Origin of the sequence: Carnobacterium sp. FSL W8-0810 (assembly GCF_038007125.1) — a bacterium.
Taxonomy (GTDB): Bacteria; Bacillota; Bacilli; order Lactobacillales; family Carnobacteriaceae; genus Carnobacterium_B; species Carnobacterium_B inhibens.
This window is the reverse complement of sequence record NZ_JBBOWO010000001.1, coordinates 1,851,946-1,873,602: the sequence shown is the minus strand read 5'-3', so window position 1 is coordinate 1,873,602 and position 21,657 is coordinate 1,851,946. Positions and strand designations below refer to the sequence as shown.

The 21,657-nt window shown below is 37.3% G+C and carries 15 protein-coding genes; 13 read left to right on the top strand and 2 right to left on the bottom strand.

The window, feature by feature from the left end:
• Positions 1-37: 37 nt before the first annotated feature.
• From rpoD to addA, 8 genes are all read left to right on the top strand, one after another.
• A complete protein-coding gene (gene rpoD, locus NST49_RS09080) occupies positions 38-1,162 on the top strand; it encodes an RNA polymerase sigma factor RpoD (protein WP_023177919.1) in 1,125 nt (374 codons plus the stop codon).
• 117 nt (positions 1,163-1,279) lie between these two features.
• A complete protein-coding gene (locus NST49_RS09075) occupies positions 1,280-1,747 on the top strand; it encodes a hypothetical protein (protein ID WP_251166026.1) in 468 nt (155 codons plus the stop codon).
• 32 nt (positions 1,748-1,779) lie between these two features.
• A complete protein-coding gene (locus tag NST49_RS09070; RefSeq protein WP_034536659.1) occupies positions 1,780-2,484 on the top strand; it encodes a tRNA (adenine(22)-N(1))-methyltransferase in 705 nt (234 codons plus the stop codon).
• Positions 2,481-3,605 carry a Nif3-like dinuclear metal center hexameric protein gene (locus NST49_RS09065; RefSeq protein WP_034536660.1) on the top strand — a complete coding sequence of 375 codons (1,125 nt, stop codon included), beginning with the start codon at positions 2,481-2,483 and terminating at the stop codon, positions 3,603-3,605. The genes NST49_RS09070 and NST49_RS09065 overlap by 4 nt, the downstream gene beginning before the upstream one ends.
• 28 nt (positions 3,606-3,633) lie before the next feature.
• Positions 3,634-4,869, top strand: a complete 1,236-nt coding sequence (gene pepT / locus NST49_RS09060) for a peptidase T (RefSeq protein WP_301426330.1) — start codon at positions 3,634-3,636, stop codon at positions 4,867-4,869.
• Between the two features lie 2 nt (positions 4,870-4,871).
• On the top strand, positions 4,872-5,132 hold the full coding sequence (locus NST49_RS09055) for a DUF1294 domain-containing protein (RefSeq protein WP_023177928.1): 261 nt from the start codon (positions 4,872-4,874) through the stop codon (positions 5,130-5,132).
• Positions 5,133-5,433: 301 nt separating this feature from the next.
• Positions 5,434-9,054 (top strand): helicase-exonuclease AddAB subunit AddB, encoded by a 3,621-nt coding sequence (addB, locus tag NST49_RS09050; protein WP_341048191.1) that lies wholly within the window; start codon positions 5,434-5,436, stop codon positions 9,052-9,054.
• A complete protein-coding gene (addA, locus tag NST49_RS09045; protein ID WP_341048190.1) occupies positions 9,051-12,854 on the top strand; it encodes a helicase-exonuclease AddAB subunit AddA in 3,804 nt (1,267 codons plus the stop codon). The genes addB and addA overlap by 4 nt, the downstream gene beginning before the upstream one ends.
• A 155-nt stretch (positions 12,855-13,009) precedes the next feature.
• On the opposite strand, the gene NST49_RS09040 is transcribed toward addA, so the two are convergent.
• Together NST49_RS09040 and NST49_RS09035 are read right to left on the bottom strand one after the other, a co-directional pair.
• A complete protein-coding gene (locus NST49_RS09040) occupies positions 13,010-13,831 on the bottom strand; it encodes an endonuclease/exonuclease/phosphatase family protein (protein WP_023177933.1) in 822 nt (273 codons plus the stop codon).
• A gap of 3 nt (positions 13,832-13,834) precedes the next feature.
• Positions 13,835-15,496, bottom strand: coding sequence for a PTS transporter subunit IIBC (locus NST49_RS09035; RefSeq protein WP_023177934.1), 1,662 nt, complete (start codon positions 15,494-15,496; stop codon positions 13,835-13,837).
• A gap of 295 nt (positions 15,497-15,791) precedes the next feature.
• Here NST49_RS09035 and NST49_RS09030 point away from each other — a divergent pair, with 295 nt between their 5' ends.
• The 5 genes from NST49_RS09030 (at position 15,792) to NST49_RS09010 (ending at position 21,510) form a co-directional block, all read left to right on the top strand.
• A complete protein-coding gene (locus NST49_RS09030; RefSeq protein WP_341048187.1) occupies positions 15,792-18,077 on the top strand; it encodes a glycoside hydrolase family 65 protein in 2,286 nt (761 codons plus the stop codon).
• A 22-nt stretch (positions 18,078-18,099) separates the two neighbouring features.
• The gene (gene pgmB / locus NST49_RS09025) at positions 18,100-18,771 is read left to right on the top strand and encodes a beta-phosphoglucomutase (RefSeq protein WP_341048186.1); all 672 of its coding nucleotides are present in this window, start codon (positions 18,100-18,102) and stop codon (positions 18,769-18,771) included.
• Positions 18,758-19,765 carry an aldose epimerase family protein gene (locus NST49_RS09020; RefSeq protein ID WP_023177940.1) on the top strand — a complete coding sequence of 336 codons (1,008 nt, stop codon included), beginning with the start codon at positions 18,758-18,760 and terminating at the stop codon, positions 19,763-19,765. Before pgmB ends, NST49_RS09020 begins: the two co-directional genes overlap by 14 nt.
• A 37-nt stretch (positions 19,766-19,802) precedes the next feature.
• Positions 19,803-20,828: a LacI family DNA-binding transcriptional regulator gene (locus NST49_RS09015; RefSeq protein WP_023177941.1), complete on the top strand. Its 1,026-nt coding sequence runs from the start codon at positions 19,803-19,805 to the stop codon at positions 20,826-20,828.
• 505 nt (positions 20,829-21,333) lie between these two features.
• The gene (locus NST49_RS09010) at positions 21,334-21,510 is read left to right on the top strand and encodes a hypothetical protein (protein ID WP_251166016.1); all 177 of its coding nucleotides are present in this window, start codon (positions 21,334-21,336) and stop codon (positions 21,508-21,510) included.
• Positions 21,511-21,657 lie beyond the last annotated feature (147 nt).

Sequence of the window (21,657 nt, the reverse complement as noted above, 5' to 3'; positions counted from 1 at the left end):
CATAAGTACTAGTAAGATTGAAAGAGGAGGCTTTTTAATGGCTGATAAAAAACCGAAAACAACAAAAAAAGCGTACGATAGTGAAGTAAAAGTGTTAATTAAAGAGTATAAAGCAGCAGGAACGATTCATTACGATGAGTTAACAAATAAAATAGTAACTCCTTTTTCTTTAAGTGTAGATGAAATGGATGAACTTATCCAAACTGTTGAAGATGCAGGCGTTGGGGTAGTTGGAGACGATGGTGGCCCAACAGCTCGTCAATTGAAACTGAAAGAATTAAAAGCAGAAAAAGATGCAGAGAAACCTGAAGACCTAACAGCTCCTCCTGGTGTGAAAATCAATGATCCGGTTAGAATGTATTTGAAAGAAATCGGACGAGTTAACTTATTAACAGCTTCTGAAGAAGTTGAATTAGCAATTAAAATCGAAGAAGGCGACCAAGAAGCTCGTCAACGTCTTGCGGAAGCTAACTTACGTTTAGTTGTTAGTATTGCCAAGCGTTATGTTGGACGCGGAATGCAATTCCTAGATTTGATCCAAGAAGGTAACATGGGATTAATGAAAGCTGTTGAAAAATTTGATTACAAAAAAGGATTTAAATTTTCAACGTATGCAACTTGGTGGATTCGTCAAGCCATTACGCGTGCAATTGCCGACCAAGCTCGTACAATCCGTATTCCAGTTCATATGGTTGAAACAATCAACAAATTGATTCGTATCCAACGTCAATTGTTGCAAGATTTAGGCCGCGAACCAACTCCAGAAGAAATTGGAGCAGAAATGGATCTGCCAACTGAAAAAGTTCGTGAAATTCTAAAAATTGCTCAAGAACCTGTTTCTTTAGAAACACCTATTGGGGAAGAAGACGATTCTCATTTAGGCGATTTTATCGAAGACCACGATGCAACTAGTCCAGCTGAAAATGCTGCTTATGAGTTGTTAAAAGAACAATTAGAAGATGTACTAGATACTCTGACAGACCGTGAAGAAAATGTATTACGTTTACGTTTTGGTCTTGATGATGGACGTAATCGTACTCTTGAAGATGTGGGCAAAGTATTTGGCGTTACGCGCGAACGTATTCGTCAAATCGAAGCTAAAGCTCTTCGTAAATTACGTCACCCTAGTCGTTCTAAACAATTAAAAGACTTTTTAGAATAAAATGAGTGAAGGCCGCCTAAATAAGTTCGTTTATTAGGTGGCCTTTTTCTATGGGAACAGATAAATTGTACGTTTAATAAGAAAAACTGGTATAATAAACGATGTAGGAATGAAGGGATGAATGACATGTTATCATTTGAAGAAAAAAAGGCTATCTTTGATAGTTACGAGGAATTAACGGCAACAAAAGTATCGATGAATCGATTGAACTACCATTTTAAAGACAGTGCAGTACCTAAAACAATGGCGATACGTTTCCTTCACCCGAATGGAAATGCGCTGATTTATGCAGGTTATTTGCCTAAAGAGGAAACAGATAAAGGATATGTTTCTGTTAGAGACGAAACGGAAGAAACGATTCGTTCTATGGTGGATCAAGCAATTGCTCACTTAAAGAAAACAGCTGATGGATATGAAGAAGGCTATACTGAATTATGGTTTGACAATAGAGGCGACATTTTACGGTTGGTTTATGATAATCCGACATGGGTGGTTGCCTTACCAAATGATCAAGTTGAAGGAGTTTTTAATACTAAAGATGCCGCAGAAGGCTATTTGATGGATGAGGAATTCTTCGAAGGATAAAGAAAAATCACTAAATGAAAGAAGTGTTGAGTATGGACGAAAGTCAACTATCCTTGCGTTTAAGTAGTGCTGCGGCTTATGTTGAACCAGGAGATCGTTTAGCGGATATCGGTTCTGATCATGCTTATCTACCTTGCGCTATCGTTAGCAAAGACCCTACTGTTTTTGCCATAGCAGGTGAAGTTGTGGATGGACCATTTCAAGCAGCGAAAAATCAAGTTCAGCGTCTTGGATTAACAGATCAAATCAGCGTTCGGTTGGGAGACGGTTTAGAAGTTCTCTCTTCAAAAGATGAAGTGAGTGTGATTACGATTTGTGGTATGGGAGGATCGTTAATTGCTTCTATCTTAGATAATGGGTTCAATAAAGGTCATTTAACAGGGGCCGAACGCTTGGTCTTGCAGCCTAACGTAGGAGAAAGAACCTTGCGTGAGTGGTTAGTAAACCATCAATATTCCGTCATATCTGAAGAGATCATTGAAGAAAATGATAAGATTTATGAGTTGATGGTTGCCAAAAAAGTACCTTCAAAAAAAATAACCGCAACAGAAACTGATTTAACATTTGGCTTTTATTTAAAAGATGAACAGTCAGCTGTTTTTAAAAAGAAATGGCAACGGGAACTTGAAAAAAACCAATATATTTTAAATAGTTTAACAAAATCAAGTACAGATCAACAAGCTAAAATAAAACAGTTCCAAGCAGAAATTCAAAAAATAGAAGAGGTGCTAAAATGACCGAGACCTATGGAAATGAGTTTGTTCAAAAATTTGAATCATTTGCTCCAAAACAACTAGCTGAATCTGGAGATCCAGTTGGACTAGCTGTCGGAACATTAAATAAACCGATAAAAAAAATGATGATCACATTGGATGTACGTCCTGAAGTGGTGCAAGAAGCGATCGAACAACATGTCGATTTTATCTTTGCTCATCATCCGCCTATTTTTAGACCTTTAAAAAACTTAGCAACTGATGATGCACAAAATAAAATGCTTGCTGATTTACTTAAAAATGATATAACGGTTTATTCCGCGCATACAAATTTAGATGTGGCAACAAATGGTATGAATACATGGTTAGCTGATGAAATTGGGTTAAAAGAAACAGAAATCATGCACGTAACAAAAAGACTTTCTTATAAAAAAATTGCAGTATTCGTCCCGAAAGAAAATGAAGAAGAAGTTCGAAAAGCATTAACAGCTGCTGGAGCGGGTCAAATTGGGCCGAATTACAAAGATTGCACGTATACATTTGAAGGTATTGGACGATTTACACCAATCAATCACGCTAATCCGACTATTGGCGAAATCGATCAAGTTGAACAAGTATCTGAAGCTCGTATTGAAGTCGTTTTTCCAGAACATTTGACACAAACAATTGAGAAAGCTTTATTTGAGGCTCATCCTTATGAAGAACCACCTTACGATTTGTATACCATTGAGAACTTTGTCGATGAATACGGATTAGGAAGGGTCGGAAATCTAGCAGAACCGATTTCAGTTCAGGAATTTGCTCAAAAGGTAAAAGATGTTTTTGGTGTGACTGGTTTGCGCTACATTACACCGGATAATCAAAAATTGATCCAACGCGTAGCAGTTTGTGGGGGAGACGCTGGGAAATATTATCCAGAGGCTCTTAGAAAAAAAGCAGATGTCTTCATTACTGGAGATGTTTATTACCACACGGCACACGATATGTTAGCGGATGGTTTGACGGTTATCGATCCTGGGCATCACATTGAAAGTATTTGCAAGCCAAGATTAGCTGACTTGTTTACACAATGGAAAACCGAAGCAAATTGGAATTTTGATATTATTCAGTCATCAATAAATACTAATCCTTATGAGTTCATTTAAAAACAATGTTGAAAGGAAGTTAATTCTTATGTATGAAAATTTAGTCCCTCGTTTTATTCGTTATGTAAAAACAGAAACACGTTCTGATGAAAATAGCACAACCATTCCATCTACGCAAAGCCAAGTCGCATTTGCTAAAACGTTAATGGAAGAATTAAAAGACCTTGGTTTAAGCGATATTGCCTATAATGAAGCCAATGGTTACGTTACGGCAACTTTGCCTAGCAATACAGAAAAAACAGTTCCCACAGTAGGCTTTATTGCTCATATGGATACGGCCGATTTTAATGCTGAAAATGTGAATCCACAATTTCATGAAAACTATAATGGAGCAGCAATCGTTTTAAACGAAGAACAACAAGTTGTTTTAGATCCAAAAGATTTTCCTAATCTGAAAAATTACGTTGGGCAAACATTGATCACGACAGATGGAACAACGTTATTAGGAGCCGATGACAAAGCAGGAATCGCTGAAATTATGACAGCTATGGAAGTATTGATCAATGATGATTCAATTGAGCATGGTGATATTCGTGTTGGGTTTGGACCAGATGAAGAAATTGGGATCGGGGCAGATCGTTTTGATGTTCCGGGTTTTAATGCAACATTTGCGTACACAATGGATGGCGGACCTGTTGGCGAATTAGAATTTGAAAGTTTTAATGCAGCTTCAGCTATTGTAAAGATTCAAGGTAAAAATGTTCACCCTGGAACGGCTAAAAATACAATGGTCAATGCAGTAAAAATTGGAATGGCTTTTGATGCTTTATTGCCTCAAGATGAAGTACCAGAGAAAACAGATGGACGTGAAGGATTCTATCACTTAGTTGGAATCACTGGTGAAGTAGACGAAGCGACTTTGACTTATATTATTCGCGACCATGACCGTGAGCAATTTGAAGCGCGTAAAGCCTTTATGTTGGAACAAGTTGCAACATTAAATAAAGAATATGGCAGTGAACGAATCACGATCGAATTAAATGATTCTTACTACAACATGGGTGAGATCATCGAAAAAGATATGACTGTAGTTGATATAGCTGAAGAAGCGATGAAAAATCTTTCTATCGAGCCGATCATTGAACCGATTCGTGGCGGTACAGATGGATCTAAGATTTCATTCATGGGTCTTCCGACACCAAATATTTTTGCCGGTGGAGAAAACTTCCATGGTCGCTATGAATTTGTAGCAGTGGAAAGCATGGAAAAAGCGACTGCTGTTATTGTTGAGATCGCTCGTTTGAACGCTTTAAAAGGAGCATAAAGATGATTTTTTTATGGATCTATCTGCTTTTGTGCAATAGTTTATTATTTGTACTGATGCGTGTAGATAAACAAAAAGCCATAAAACATCAATGGAGAATCCCTGAAAAAACACTTTTATTTTTAGGCCTCATTGGTGGTGGAATAGGCGGTATCTTAGGGATGCGACTGTTTCGACATAAAACGACAAAAATTTCTTTTAAGTTTACATTTGCTTTAGGAACGCTTTTAGCTGTTTTAATGTTGGTGTATGTTAATTATTAATAGTAGTGGGGTTGAGACACAAGTCTCAACCTCTTTTTGCTGTGTTATGAATCATTAGCCTAAAACGTGCTCATTTTTATGTGGAATGCCCATCACGTAAAAGTGGGCTTCAAAACTAACGTCACTCTTTCGTCAACTGTAGTTTCACAAAAAAAGTTGAATTGTCTTATTTTTGAAGAGAACTTAATTTTCTGATTCATAAATTAAAGAATGGAAATGATACCTATTTCTCTCCTCATTATTATTTTGCGTATGTTAAAATAAGAGAGAATTGAGTTGAATGAGAGGATGTGTGAATACAATGGGATTGCAATTTGTATTAGGCCGTGCGAACCGAGATAAACGATCTGTACTATTGGATGAAATAGCAGAAAGTCTGACAAAAAATAGTGAAGAGTCTATCTTTTATTTAGTTCCGGACCATATTAAATTCCAAGCGGAAATGACTGTTTTGGAAAATTTAAGTCAATATCCTTATTTTAAAAAGAAACCCATAATGGGTATGATGCATTTACAAGTATTCAGTTTTACACGTTTAGCTTGGTATTGGTTAAAAGATACAGATATTTATGCTAAACCACAATTGACGAACACTGGATTATCGATGCTGATCCGTAAATTGTTGATCGAACATGAAGAAAAAATGACCATTTACCGTGGTGAAGTTCGAAAAGAAGGCTTTGTGCAACAGATGACAGATCTGTTTTTAGAGTTGCGTGGTGGACGCATTAGACAAGAAGATTTGGATCAAATGATGATTAATTTAGGGAATACACCTAAAGAAGCGGATTTTAAATTAAAATTGCAAGATTTATCTTTGATTTATCAAGCATTTGATGCAGCTTTATTGAATAAATATATTGAATCGGAAGACATTGTTTCTGCTTTGATCCAAAAAGTGGAAGAATTGGATTTATCTCAAACGACTATTTATATTGAAAGTTACTATCAATTTACAGCTCAAGAACAAAGTCTTGTGTTAGCTTTAATGAAAGCTGCTAAAAACGTGACAATAGCCTTGACCATAGATAAGGCGTATGCCGTTGAAAGACCTGAAATGTATAATTTGTTCCAGACGACAGGTATGACTTATTATAAATTGTATCAATTAGCTCGCCAGAATAATGTTCCAGTCTATAAAGACAAAATTATTCAAGTAAAAGACCAAGCTTATTGTGAGGAATTGAATCAACTGGAAGAGTTTTGGGTTGAGTCAAGTCAACTTACACCGACGAATACGGATGCTATTAACTCAACTCACTCGATGGGCAACTGTATTGAGGTATGGGCAGCAGAAAATAGACAAGCTGAAGTAACACATGTGGCTAAAGAAATTCGTAAATTAGTCGCATCTGGCAACTATCGCTATAGGGATATTCTTGTTCTTACTCGAAATATGGATGATTATTTATCTATTATAGAACCCATCTTTACGAATCATGCAATTGAGCTTTTTATTGATAGTGCAGAATTGATGAATCAACATCCGTTAATAGAAGTTATTGATGCTTTAGTCAATATTTATAAACGGAATTGGCGGTATGCAGATGTTATGAGACTGCTCAGAACAGAGCTGGTCATTCCAATAACTGAAGGGAAAGAATCACTTTCTAAAGAACGAAGTCAACGAGTGAGTCAATTGGTATACCATACGCAAAAATTTAGAGAACGCGTAGACATAACTGAGAATGTTCTATTGGCGTATGGATATGAAGGCTACCAGTGGACGAAAACCGATCCATGGCATTACACACGCTATTTCTATGAAGATGCAGAATTTCAATCGGATAATGATCAACGTATTGAGCAAATAGCTAACTCCGTCAAAACAGATCTTACAGCATTAATTGTTCCCTTTTTTAAACGTTTAGAAAAAGCTCAAACGAGTAGAGAAGCCGCTAAAGAGCTGTATTTATTTATGGAAAAAGTTGGTATAAAAGATCAAATAGGTTTTTGGAGAGATCAAGCAATTGAAAATAATGATCTTGAAGAAGCACGTAAACATGAACAGACATGGCAGACATTTTTACAGTTGCTAGATGAATATGTGGAAGTATTAGGGGATGAACCTTTCGATTTAGATAGTTTCCATGCCATATTGATGACTGGGTTCGATAATGCTACTTATAGTATGGTTCCGCCAAGTATCGATCAAGTTACATTTTCTGGGATCGAAGGAACTCGTATTGGAACGGCTAAAGTTACCTTTATGTTGGGGGTTACAGATGCTCATTTACCTGCTAAAACAGAAAATAAAAGTATTTTAACGGAAGAGGACCGTGATTTCTTTTCACTTTTCTTAGATGAAACGCAGTATTTAAAACCAACTGTTGAAGCTGTTATGGCATCAGAACCATTTATTGCTTATCAAGCATTTTTAGATTCTTCAGAAAAACTAATATTCAGTTACCCAACGAGCGACGAAACAAAAAATGGACCGAAATTATCGCCTTATGTGGATCGAATTGCTAAAGCATTTGCTCTGCCGATCCAATCGAAATTAATGGATGTTACGTCAGTAGAAACGCCTAGTGAGCGAGACTTAATGGATTTTGTTGGGACAAAGAAAACAACAATGAGTCAGCTCTTAATGGTCTTACGCAAAGAGCAAGATCAAAGAGGCCAATTAACTGCTTTTTGGCAACACTTGTACTATGAGTTTAAAAGAGATAAACAAGTTGCCCGAACGTTTAATCATTTGCTGGTCAGTTTAGTCAAAAAGAATTTGCCAAAACCGCTTAAACCCGAAATCGCAACGGATCTATATGGAAAAGATCTGTATTTATCGGTTTCACGTTTAGAAGCTTTTTATGCAGATCATTACGGACATTTTTTAACTTATGGATTGAAATTGAAAGATCGAGATGTCTTTGAACTTTCTCCAGCAGGTACAGGAGAATTTTTCCATGATGCCCTGGACCATCTTTTTAAAATAGTCATTCAAAAAAATCTAACTCTAGATCAGTTAAACGAAGAAACCCTTGAACAACTGACAACAGAGGTTTTAAATGAACTTTACGGCAAACCAAAGTTCTCAATTCTAACGGCGTCTAACCGTATGAAATACATTCGCGATCAATTAGGCGCAACCATCAAAAAAATGGTGTGGGTCATTGGAAATCAAAGCCGGCGTACCAATATGAAAAATATTCAAACAGAAGTATTGTTTGGACAAGTTGCGAATCAACAAGGGATCAAAGGATTGTCTTTTCCGCTGAACAATGGCGGGACTCTTCATTTGCGTGGGAAAATAGATCGTGTAGACGCTATGACATTAGGCGATGATCATTATTTAAGCATCGTTGATTATAAATCAAGTGCGCATAAATTCAATTATCAAGATGCTTATTATGGCTTAGCTATGCAAATGATCACGTACCTAGATACAGCCCTTCAAAATGCCGTTGATCTGATCGGTCATAAAGCTAAACCTGCTGGAGCTTTTTATCTGCATGTATCGAATCCTTTTATGAAAAAAGGAACGTTCTTAGATGAAACAGCTTATATCAATGAGTTATTAAAATCCTATAAAATGGATGGCCTGCTGCTTGAAGATGAAGAAATGCTGCTTTCATTGGATCCGACAATCGAGCCGACAAAGGCTTCATTGGTTTATCCATTCAATCAATTGAAAAGTGAAGCTTTAAAGTCAAATAAATTTGTTACATTAGATGAAATGACTGCTTTGCGTCAGCACAATCAAAAACTGATTATAGAGGCAGGAAATAAAATAGTGGACGGTGTGACTACATTAAACCCGTTCTATGAAAAAAGACAGTTTATTCCTACTGTGAATGGTCCGTTACGGGCGGTTTCTCAATTCGATGCCATGTTGCCTGAAAATAACTACCGACGAATGGATGCTTTAAAAAGAGAAGATATTCTTAAAAAAATGCAAGAAGAGGAGGAAGATGAAGAATGATGAGCCCACTTCCGCTTAAACCTGATAATAGTCGTTTTACAGATGGACAATGGCAAGCAATCTATGAAGCAGGTCATAATATCTTAGTCTCTGCTTCAGCTGGTTCTGGTAAAACGACCGTTCTTGTCCAACGTGTGATCGAAAAAATAAAATCTGGGACAAATGTTGATGAAATGTTGATCGTGACGTATACCGAAGCTGCAGCAAAAGAAATGAAAGCTCGTATCCAGACTGCTATCCAGGAATCTGTTACTTCTGAAAGCGATATGGAACTGAAGAAACATCTCACCAGACAAGTGACTTTGATCCATCAAGCGTCTATCAGTACGCTGCATGCTTTTTGTCTGCAAGTGATCCGTCGTTACTACTATTTGATTAATCTAGATCCAATTTTCAGATTACTGACAGATGAGACAGAAATACTGCTGTTGAAAGAAAGTGTTTGGGAAGAAGTACGAGAAGAACTATATGGTGAAGAAGAAAGCTTATTCAAATCTTTGACAGCCTCTTATTCGAACGATCGAAGTGATGCCGGTCTAACCGACTTGATTTTCTCATTATACGAATTTTCAAGAGCCAATCCTAGACCAGCTGTATGGTTGGAACAGCTTTCTTATTTGTATCAGGTAGAAGACAATGATCTGACAAAAGGAGTTCTATACAAAGAACTGTTAAAACCGCAAATAATATCGGTGTTAGATAGTCTGGTAGAATTGTCACAAACGGCTGGTCAACTTGGAGAAGGCACTGATGAACTCGACAAACAAACGGAATTAGTAAAAAATGAATGGACCGCGTTACAAGAGATCCAAAATCACATTCAACAAGACAACTATCAAGCTGCGTACAATTGCTGCAAGTCTATTGAATTTGTTCGTTGGAAAGCTGTAAAAAAAGGTACTGATGAAGCAATCAAAGAAACGGCCGAAGAAATGAAGTTGTTGAGAGATGAGTACAAAAATCGGTTCAAAGAATTGATCAATGATTATTTTTCAGCCTCGCCTCAAGAACAAATTGATCTTATGCTGAGTGCTGCTCCGCTGGTAGAGGAAATGGCGCGTGTTGCTCAACTCTTTACGGATGCTTACCGTCAACGTAAAGATGAACGTAATCTACTAGATTTTAACGATTTAGAACATTTGACCCTTCAAATCCTTGCTCAAATCAAAGACGAAGAATGGGTTCCTACAGAAGCTTCTATGCATTACCGAGATAAATTTAAAGAAGTCATGGTTGATGAATACCAAGACATCAACCAGCTGCAAGAAAATATCTTACGTTGGTTAGCTCATGATCAATCCGACCAAGGAAACCTATTTATGGTAGGAGACGTGAAACAATCCATTTATTCTTTCAGGTTAGCTGATCCAGGATTGTTTTTACAGAAATACGAACAGTATGAGCATCATCAATCGGGTGAACGGATTATTTTAGCCGAAAATTTCCGTTCAAGGGGTGAAGTTCTACAATTTACGAACTTGATTTTTGAACAATTGATGGATAAAGCAGTGGGGCAAATGGACTATGATGAAGCTGCTCAGCTCATTCAAGGTTTTACTGATTTTCCAGAGCTGCAAAAGCATCAACCTGAAATTTTGATTTATGAGAAAGGCACTAATGACCGAGAAGATGAGGAAGAAAACACAGAATCGGTCAATTGGGATATGCGGATCGAAGACAAAACGGAAGGCGAATTGTTGATGGTAGGGCAAAAAATACAAGAACTCATCCAATCACAATTCCCGATTTATGATAAACGGTCTAAAACGACTCGACCAATCAGCTATCGTGATATCGTGCTGTTGACTCCTACCAAGAAAAACAATCTGGTGTTGATGGAAATGTTCAAGCGTTTGTCGATTCCACTTCAGGTAAATGACACGCAGAATTATTTCCAAACAACAGAGATCACGATTATGATGTCTTTACTAAAAGTAATCGATAATCCTTATCAAGATATTCCTTTAGCTGCTGTTTTGCGTTCTCCAATAGTTGGATTGGATGAAAATGAATTGGCTTCAATCAGGATCAGCCAAAAAACGGGTGATTATTATGAAGCACTCAAAACTTTTTATCAAACGTATGCCGGTGAAGAAAAAGCCAGTCGATTTACTTCCCACTTATATAAGAAAGTCGATGTCTTTTTGAATCTATTAAATAAGTGGCGCGAACTTGCACGCAGAGACCATCTGGTTGCACTTATTTGGACGATTTATGATGATACAGGGTTTTTAGACTATGTTGGAGGAATGAGTTCAGGGAAACAACGAAAAGCTAATTTACATGCGTTATATGAGCGTGCAGCGAGTTACGAAAAAACGAGTTTTAAAGGATTGTTTCAATTTGTCCGTTTTATTGAAAAGATGCAAGAAAAAGATAAAGACTTAGCCGAACCGACTGCCATCTCTGAAGATGAAAACGCTGTTCGTGTCATGACGATTCATGCGAGTAAAGGATTAGAGTTTCCAGTTGTGTTTGTTCTTGATTTAACGAAGAAATTCAATTTACAAGATATCAAAAAAAGCTATGTGTTTAATGAACAATATGGAGTAGGAACGGATTTTAAAGATCTAGACCGCCGTATCCGATATCCATCTTTACCCGAAACGGCATTAAAAGTAGAAAAGAAAACAAAATTATTATCTGAAGAAATGCGAAAATTATACGTGGCTTTAACTAGAGCAGAAGAAAAACTGTTCTTAGTGGGTTCGTATAAAGATGAGGAAACGGCTTGGAAAGAATGGGGTGTTGTTACTGCGCATGCCTCTACTGTTTTACCAGCCGATATCCGGTTTACAGCAAGCAGTTTAATGAAATGGATCGGATTATCTCTTGTCCGCCATCCTTCAAGCAAAAACGACTATACCTCATTTACAGCCAGAAACGGATCTATTACCAACCATTCAGCACATTTCAGTATTCAATTTTATAATGAGACTGCGATTCAAGAACAAATGCATTCAACAGACACTGAACCAGATGAAGATTGGTTGGAAAAGTTAGATCAGCAGCAGGAGAAGGTAACCGCAAATGATGTTGCTACGCAGACCATCAAACAAGCTGTTGAATTGATGAATTATACCTATGAACATGAAGGAGCAACACACACGACCAGTTACCAATCGGTTTCAGAAATCAAACGGTTATTTGAAGAACCAGGTAGTGATCAAATGGTTAAAATTGATGTTAATCAACCGCGCAGCCGCAATCGGTATGTCGAAGAAACATTAGATAGACCTTTGTTTATGGCTGAACTGACCGCTCCTTCAAGCGCTGAAATAGGGACTGCTACTCACTCAGTTATGCAAGCAGTTGATTTGACTACTTTACCTACGAGAGAGTCACTTGAAACGTTGATTGCTTCATTGATTAAAATGGGTGTGTTAAAAGAAGACGTTGCTTCAAAAATCAAAATAGAACAATTGGTTCAATTTTTTACCACACCGTTAGGAAAAATGATTTTGGCCAATTCAAAAGTGGTTCATCGTGAAGAACCGTTCTCACTTTTACTAGAGGCTGAAAAAATATTTACCGATATGAACGGGGACGCGAATGATAAAATCTTAATCCACGGAATCATAGATGGGTATATTGAGTTGGAAGACCACATTGTTTTGTTTGACTACAAAACAGATAGGGTCAGCCCTTATGGAGCACAAGCTGGAGAAAAGATGTTAGAGAAGTACAAAGGGCAATTAAATTTATACCGCTCTGCATTAGAATCTATTCTAGATAAAAAAGTTACTGAAACGTATCTTTGTTTACTTGAAACAGGAGAGATCGTATCCGTTCCATCATAAAAAACATTCAGTTGTCTTTTTAAGTCTCCGGAAAGAACTATCCAGAGAAAATTAAGCTGACTCCACATGAACAATTAAAAAAAGACTGATTCAAAAATCGAGGAATACTCGAATATTGAGTCAGTCTTTTTTATAGTTATTCAACGAAACACTTTTTAAGTATACGACGCTATTTCGACGACAACGCCAAAGTGATCAGAAACGATCGGTTCATTGATGTTATTAAAAATCACTTGAGAAGAAGTTGTTTTTACCGGTTGATTGGCAAAAATATAATCGATCCTTAACCCACTTTGATTTTCTGCCCATCCATCGATAGCCTCTGCAACTGTCAAACCGTTGTCTTTTTGTTCTGCTAAATGATAGGTATCGAACCAATTTTGTGTGACTAGTTCATAACCTTCGTGTCTGATATGAGCTGGGTTATTGAAATCACCCAATAAAAAAATTGGTCCTTTTAAAGTATCGAAAAGTGCAGTGCATTTTTCCCATTGACCTGGAAAAGAATCGTGTTCATCTTGCCACCAACCCAAATGCAAGTTAAAGAACCACTGATTTTCTGATTTGATGCCAATAACTTTTCGGCTCTTATAGTCAGTATAAGCCGTATTTTCGGAAGCGAAGAAAGAGCGAGTTTCTTGAATAGGCTTCAAACTCAAAACAGCCACACCTTCATCATACCGATCATAACCGATATGTGAAGGTTCCCACGTCCAGTAGTACTCCAATCCATTCTTCTGCAGTTCTTGTTGCAACAAGAATGCGAAGTTATCTTCTTTGATAGGGTGCTCATTGTTCGTAGGTGAAAAAGTAATCAATAATGATTGATCTACTATAGGAGAAGTCATAAGTTGATTGACTTCTTGCAGTGCAATCACATCAAATGAATAGCGAGTAATCGCATCACATAAGTTGTTCAATTTTATTAAAGGATCCTCTTCCATCCAACTGTGTGTGTTTAACGTTAAAAATTTCAAAAATTACACTCCTAATACATCATTGATATCTGATTTTAAAACATCAGCTTTTGGTCCATAAATCGCTTGAATACCAGTTCCTTTTTTTACTAATCCTAAAGCGCCAAGTCTTTTCCAAGCAGATTCGTCTTTAACTGCCTCAGGATCTTTAACCGTTACACGCAAGCGTGTCATACAAGCATCTACATCCGAAATGTTTTCTCTTCCACCTAAAGCTTCGATAATCCCATTAACTTGTGCATCTGCAGTACTCATTGCAACTGCAGGAATTCCTTCAGTTGCAACACCATCTTCGGTAGCACTTTCTTCAATATAATTACCTAAACGACCTGGAGTAGCAATTTTGAATTTGCCGATCATCCAGTAAGAAATAAAGTAAGCTAAGAAGAAGAAGACCACACAAGAGATAATAAAGTTGACAACATCCCAGACTAATCCGGCATTGATAGACATCGGAATACGCGTCAAGAATTCAAGGGTACCGAATGAGTGAACACGTAAAGCAATCACATCTGCCAGCGCAAATGAAATTCCTTGAAGAACAGCATATACTCCGTATAAAGCAGGAGCAGCAAACATAAACATAAATTCAAGAGGTTCAGTAACACCAGTTAAGAAAACAGCTATACCAGCAGATAGAAACATTGATTTGTATTTTGAACGTTTGTCTTTATCTGTACGACGATACATAGCAAATGCGATACCTAATAAAGTACCTGCTGCACCGATCATCTGTCCAACTTTGAAACGAGCAGGAGTAATAGAAGTCAATAATTCATTGTAAGCAGCAGTATCGCCAGCGTTTTTCAAGTTCACTAAGTCGCTGACCCAAGCTAACCACAATGGATCTTGTCCGAATACTTGTCCACCAGCACCAGAGCCTGTTAAGACAGTATAAGTACCACCAAGAGCAGTATAGTTTATTGGAATCGTCAACATATGGTGTAAACCAAATGGAAGCAATAGACGTTCTAATGTTCCGTAAATAAATGGTGCGAATACGGGTGCAGTTTCGCTAGAAGTTGCGATCCATTGCCCAAAGTTGTTGATTCCTGTTTGAATGACCGGCCATACAAGAGCCAATCCTACTGAAATAATTACAGACCATAAAATAACTACGAAAGGTACAAAACGCTTTCCATTAAAGAAAGAAAGGGCTTCCGGTAATTTGCGGTAGTTATAATACTTGTTAAAAATAACCGCTCCCACAAATCCAGAAATAATTCCGACGAATACACCCATATTCAAAGCAGGTGAGCCTAGAACAGAAGTGAAGTAACCATCTACAGGGATTACTTGTCCAAATAGAGTGGATGTTGTAGCGCCTTCAGTTACTAACATATCTGAGGTTACTCCGAAGACAGCACCTGAAGTCATATTAATTAAGATAAAAGCTAAAAGAGCAGCGAAGGCTCCACCGGCACGTTCTTTAGCCCAAGAACCACCAATAGCAACCGCAAACAAGATATGTAGATTGCTAATAACAGCCCAACCTAGATTTTCCATCACACTACCAATGGTCAACACAAGAGTGATATCCCCGCTGAACATGGCAATCATTTTTCCAATACTAATCATTAATCCGGCAGCAGGCATAACAGCCACAACGACCATTAACGCTTTACCTAGTTTCTGCCAAAAATCAAATGAAAAAAATTTTTTCATTTTTTAAATCCTCCTTATGAATCTAAATTCGTTTATGCAAACGATTGCTTTAAATATACGACTTACTTTAAAAAAATGCAAGCGTTTTTAGTGTTCGAAAAATTGTTATCGGTAACATTTCTTTGAAAGTCCTTTATATCAAGCTTTTTTTACTATTGATCTCTTGGAGACAGAGAAATAAACCATTTCAAATTGACAATGCAATCGTTTGCGTTTAAACTTGCGTTAGCCAATAAAGAAAGCAGGAATTGCACTAAGATATTTTTACGCAATCCCTGCGTCAGGAGGAAAAAAAGTGTCACATACACGATTATTTGAAATAGATGAATGGAAAGTTAAAACAACTGATTTGAACAAAGAGGAGCGCCGATTACAAGAAAGTTTAACCAGTATTGGAAATGGTTATATGGGGATGCGTGGTAACTTTGAAGAAACTTATTCAGGAGATCACCATCAAGGTAGTTATATTGGAGGCGTTTGGTATCCAGACAAAACACGTGTCGGTTGGTGGAAAAACGGTTATCCAGAATATTTTGGTAAAGTGATCAACACGATGAACTTTATTCAATTAGATCTATTGATTGATGGAGAAAAAGTTGATTTGTATACGGATAAGGTATCTGATTTTGAAATGGAATTGGACATGCAGCACGGAATTTTGAAGAGAAGTTATGTAGTAGAAAAAGTCGGTAAAGAAGTGCAAGTTGTTGTAGAGCGATTTGTCAGCTTGGATCAAAAAGAACTGTGTGCCATCAAAATGGAAGTTACTAGTCTATCAGATGAAGTGAAAGTAGAATTGATCCCGACTCTTGATGGGAATGTGACTAATGAAGATTCAAATTATGATGAACAATTCTGGCTTTCAGTTTCTCAAGGAACGAATTGTTTAGTGATTGAAACAAAACCAAATGATTTTGGGATTGATCAATTTACAGTAAGCGCTGTTATGTCGAACCACGTTACAAACGTTGAGAAAATATCTGATAAAGTGTCTGAGATGACAGTTGCGGAAACTTATGCTGGAATCTTAGCAGCTGGAGAAAAAGCAGTCATTGAAAAACGTATCGTATTAACGACTTCACGTGATTACAGCAAAACAGATGTGGAGAAGCGAAGTCAGACAATCAGTGAACTAGTTGATCAATTATCATTTGAAGAATTGCGTATGCGCCATGAATCTCTTTGGGTGGAACGGTGGAAAAAGGCGGATATTGAAATTGGTGGCGATCCTGCAGCTCAACAAGGTATTCGTTTCAACTTATTCCAATTGTTTTCTACTTATTATGGCGAAGATACTCGTTTGAACATTGGACCTAAAGGCTTTACGGGCGAAAAATATGGTGGAGCAACCTATTGGGATACCGAAGCTTATGCTGTGCCGTTATACTTAGCATTGGCGGATCCAAAAGTAACGGAAAACCTATTGACGTATCGTCACAATCAATTACCTCAAGCAGAACACAATGCAAGACAGCAAGGGTTGAAAGGTGCTTTATATCCAATGGTGACTTTCACAGGAGTGGAGTGCCACAATGAATGGGAAATCACTTTTGAAGAGATCCACCGGAATGGTGCGATGGCTTATGCCATTTACAACTATACAAACTACACAGGCGACGAAAGCTACCTAAAAGAAAAAGGATTGGATGTTCTAGTTGGCATCAGCCGTTTCTGGGCAGACCGCGTACATTACAACCGCAGAAAAGACCAATATATGATGCATGGTGTGACCGGTCCGAATGAATACGAAAATAATGTCAATAACAACTGGTATACAAATAAGTTAGCAATTTGGACATTGAAGTATACTTTAGAATCTTTGCTGTTGTCAGCAGATAAAAAAGAGAGTTTACAAGTAACCGATGAAGAAACAGCAAAATGGCAAGATATCATTGAGAAAATGTACTATCCTTATGATGAAGAAGAGCAAGTTTTTGTTCAACACGATACCTTCCTAGACAAAGAATTGCGTCCAGTTTCTGAATTGGATCCAGCTGATCTACCATTGAACCAAAAATGGTCATGGGATAAAATTCTACGTTCGCCATTTATCAAACAGGCAGATGTCTTACAAGGAATCTACTTCTTTAAGGAAATGTACTCGATAGAAGAAATTGAACGCAATTTCGACTTTTACGAACCGATGACGGTACATGAATCTAGTTTGTCTCCAAGTATTCATGCGATTTTAGCAGCTGATATCGGTAAAATGGACAAAGCAGTAGAGTTTTATGCTCGCACGGCTCGTTTAGATTTGGACAACTACAATAATGACACAGAAGATGGATTGCACATCACATCTATGACAGGCAGTTGGTTGACGATTGTTCAAGGATTTGCCGGTATGCAGACCGTTAACGGACAGTTATCGTTTAGACCTTATTTGCCAGAAAACTGGACAAATTATGCTTTCCATATCAACTACCGCGGACGTTTACTGAAGATCTCTGTAACAAGTGAAGAAGTATCGATCGTGTTGCTTGAAGGCGAAGCATTGGAATTATCTGTTTATGATGAATCAATCGTATTGAACGATGTTTATACTTCTACAACTAAAACACCCAAAAAAGCTACTAACTAACAAACAGAGAGGAAGATAAAGTATGAAAGCAGTACTATTTGATTTAGACGGTGTTATCACAGATACAGCTGTTTACCACTATGAAGCATGGAAAGCATTAGGAACTAAGATTGGTATCGACATCGACGAAGAGTTCAATGAACAATTAAAAGGTGTTAGCCGGACAGACTCATTGAACCTTATCTTAGAAAAAGGGAACAAACAAAATGCTTATACAGAAGCAGAAAAAACAGCTATGGCTACTGAAAAAAATGATCTGTACAAAACATTGATTGAAAAAATGTCTCCAGCGGATTTGTTACCCGGGATCAAAAACTTGCTAGACGAACTAAAAGCAAAGGATACCTTGATCGGGCTAGCTTCTGCTAGTCAAAACGGACCTGTGATCTTAGATAAATTACAAATTAACGACTACTTTAATGAAATTGTTGATCCAGCCAAATTAAAAGCGGGCAAACCAGATCCGGAAATTTTTGTGACTGGTGCTCAACAACTAGGTGTTGCTGTGAGCGAATGTGTGGGCGTAGAAGATGCGGCTGCTGGTGTGGATTCTATCAATGCTGCCAATATGGTTTCCATTGGTGTTGGTGAAGCTAAGAATCTAGGCAAAGCTACAAAAGTTGTACCAAGTACTGCTGATTTGACAGCAGGATTATTAGAAGATGTATGGAGTGAAACTATTGGACGCGCGTAAACAACATTACGGTTGGTATGAAGAACAAGAAGTTTTTGAATACGTCCTTACCAATGATCACCATGCTGTTTTTCGTTGTATCGATTATGGAGCAGTAGTAACAGGGATCGAAGTGCCTGATCAGTTTGGAAAAATAGAAAATGTTGTGCTTGGCTTTAAACAGTTTGAAGATTATGTAAATGATTCGCCTTATTTTGGTGCTTTTGTCGGAAGAGTAGCAGGGCGTATCGCTGATGGTGCATGGTCTGATTATCAACTAACTAAAAACGAAGGACAACACCATATTCATGGCGGAAATCATACCTTCAGTCAACGTGTTTGGGAAAGTCGAGTGGTGAAAGAACAAGATAAAATCGGTGTTGCTTTTTTGTTGGTCAGTCCAGACGGAGACAATGGATATCCAGGTAATCTCAATGTGACGGTGACTTATTACTGGACTAATGATAATGTTTGGGAGATGCTAGTTACTGCCGAATCGGACCAAAAAACACTGTTTAACCCGACCAATCATACGTATTTTAATTTGAGCGGACACACAAAACGAGACATATTGAACCATACGCTTCAAATGGATGCACAAAATTATGCGGAAACGAATGAGTCTAAATTACCGACCGGGCGCTTACTGCCGGTTGCGAATACAGCTTTCGATTTTAGAAGGGCTAAAAAAATGACAACAGCGATCAAAGAACGGCCTGAAGGATTTGATACACCCTTCAAATTAACAGGAGGTAAAACGATTCAACTTCATGATCCAGACAATGGCCGTACTTTAGTGGTGGAAACCGACCGAGAAGCGGTAGTGGTTTTTTCAACGACGGGTATGGAAGAAGATTACTTGGTGGATGGTGAGAAAATGAGCAGTCATCGAGGAATAGCATTGGAAACACAAGAATTACCTGATGCAATAAATCATCCTGAGTTTCGCACTATTGTCATCGAACCCGAAAAGACATATCGTTATTGGACAAAGTACATGTTTACAACTCAATAGGTATAGCTTAAAATGAAGGCAGAAAGGATGTGCGTAGATGTCAGTCACAATCAAAGATGTAGCCAAAAAAGCTGGAGTAGCCACTTCAACTGTATCGCGTACCATCCAAGATTCTCCCAGTATAAGTGAAAAAACAAAACAAAATGTTCGGCGTGTGATGAAAGAAATCGGATACCGTCCAAATTTAACGGCACGCGGGTTGGTTAATCAGGCTACTCAAACGATTGGAGTCATTTTACCAGTATCTCAAGGGCAAGGTTTTCAAAACACCTTTTTCCTCAGTATGATTCGTGGAATCAGCAAAGCGTGCAACGAAAAGAAATATATGGTGTCGCTTGCTTCTGGAACTACAGAAGCAGAGTTGCTGGAAAGTATCCAAACGATGGCTGAAGGTGGTCGTGTTGATGGGTTTATCGTCTTGTATTCCAAGAAAGACGATCCGATCATTGAATACCTGCATCAAGAGAAAGTGCCTTATGCTATGATCGGAAAACCGTATAAATACGAAAATGAGATGCTTTATGTAGACAATGACAATGTTATTGCTGGAAAAGATGCTGCAAATTATTTGTTGCAATTGGGACATAAAAAAATTGCGTTCATAGGGGAAGATGCCCATCAAATGGTGATTCGAGAGCGTTTAAAAGGCTACACGCAAGCTTTAGAAGATGCTGGAATTCAAGTAGACCAAGATTTGATTCTGGATGTCACTCTCCCCGAAGCAGCTTATCGAAGAAAAATGGAGCAGCTTTTTGGGAACAATGATTTTCCAACGGGCATCGTTGCCAGTGATGATTTGATTGCTTTGAATATGAGTTATTTACTTAGTGGATTTGGTTTGAAAATACCAACAGATGTTTCGATCATCGGATTCAACAATTCGATTTTTGCTGAAAAATCCCGACCAGAATTGACCTCAATCGATCTGCATACAGATTCATTAACTTCTCAGACCGTCTATCAATTGATTGAATTGATGGTAGGTAAACAAACGTTAGCAGTCAAAATCATTTTGCCTCACCAAATCATTGAACGACAATCTTGTATAAGAAACGATAACTAGAAAAATCTCCTACACTCCTTTGTTGAAAAGGAGTGTGAGAGATTTTTTTAATAGGATCTCCTCTCTTTTTCAGTAAGTGATATTGACATGGTAAAAAATTCAATTACAATACATAAAATTGGATAAAGTCGTGCGTGCACTAAATGTAAACCAATGGTTGCTAGATGTAAATCAAATGGTGCGTTACTTTTCAATTAAAATAAGAGATAATAGTATTCGTAAGTATTATATCCGGTATTTTTTTCACTAACTAAAATAATAAGATCTGCTTAAATTATTTTAAAAGGGAATAGGAGAAAATCAATATGAAAACAATGAAAATACTAGTTCATTTGTTTGCAATTGCAATGCTAATCTTCCTTGGATTTTTGTATGCCGCATATGTCAAACGTGATGGTAGCTTATTGTGGATTCCAGGTATTTTATACTTTTTTGGTATTTGTTTTAATTGGTACATCTATTCTAGGTTATTTAATAGATTGAGTAAGCATAAGGGGGTATAACAATGAAAATAACAAAAATATCCATAATAATAGCTATTCTTATTGGAATAGTATTCTTATTTATTATTCCTTCTGCTAAACAAACCCTTTATTTTTTGCCGCTAATAATTATTGTTAATGTAATTAGGATTTGGGAAATGGCTGTAAAAAAAGATACTAACGATCAAACTAAGGATTGATTGTTAGTATTTTAAAACGTATGAATCCTAGTAGTTAACCTTAAGATTAATACAAGAAATTATGTAAATTAACGTATTTAATAATTGAATTAGGAGAAAAAATTATGTTTGAATTTTTTGATTATAAATATTATGTATCAGATAAAC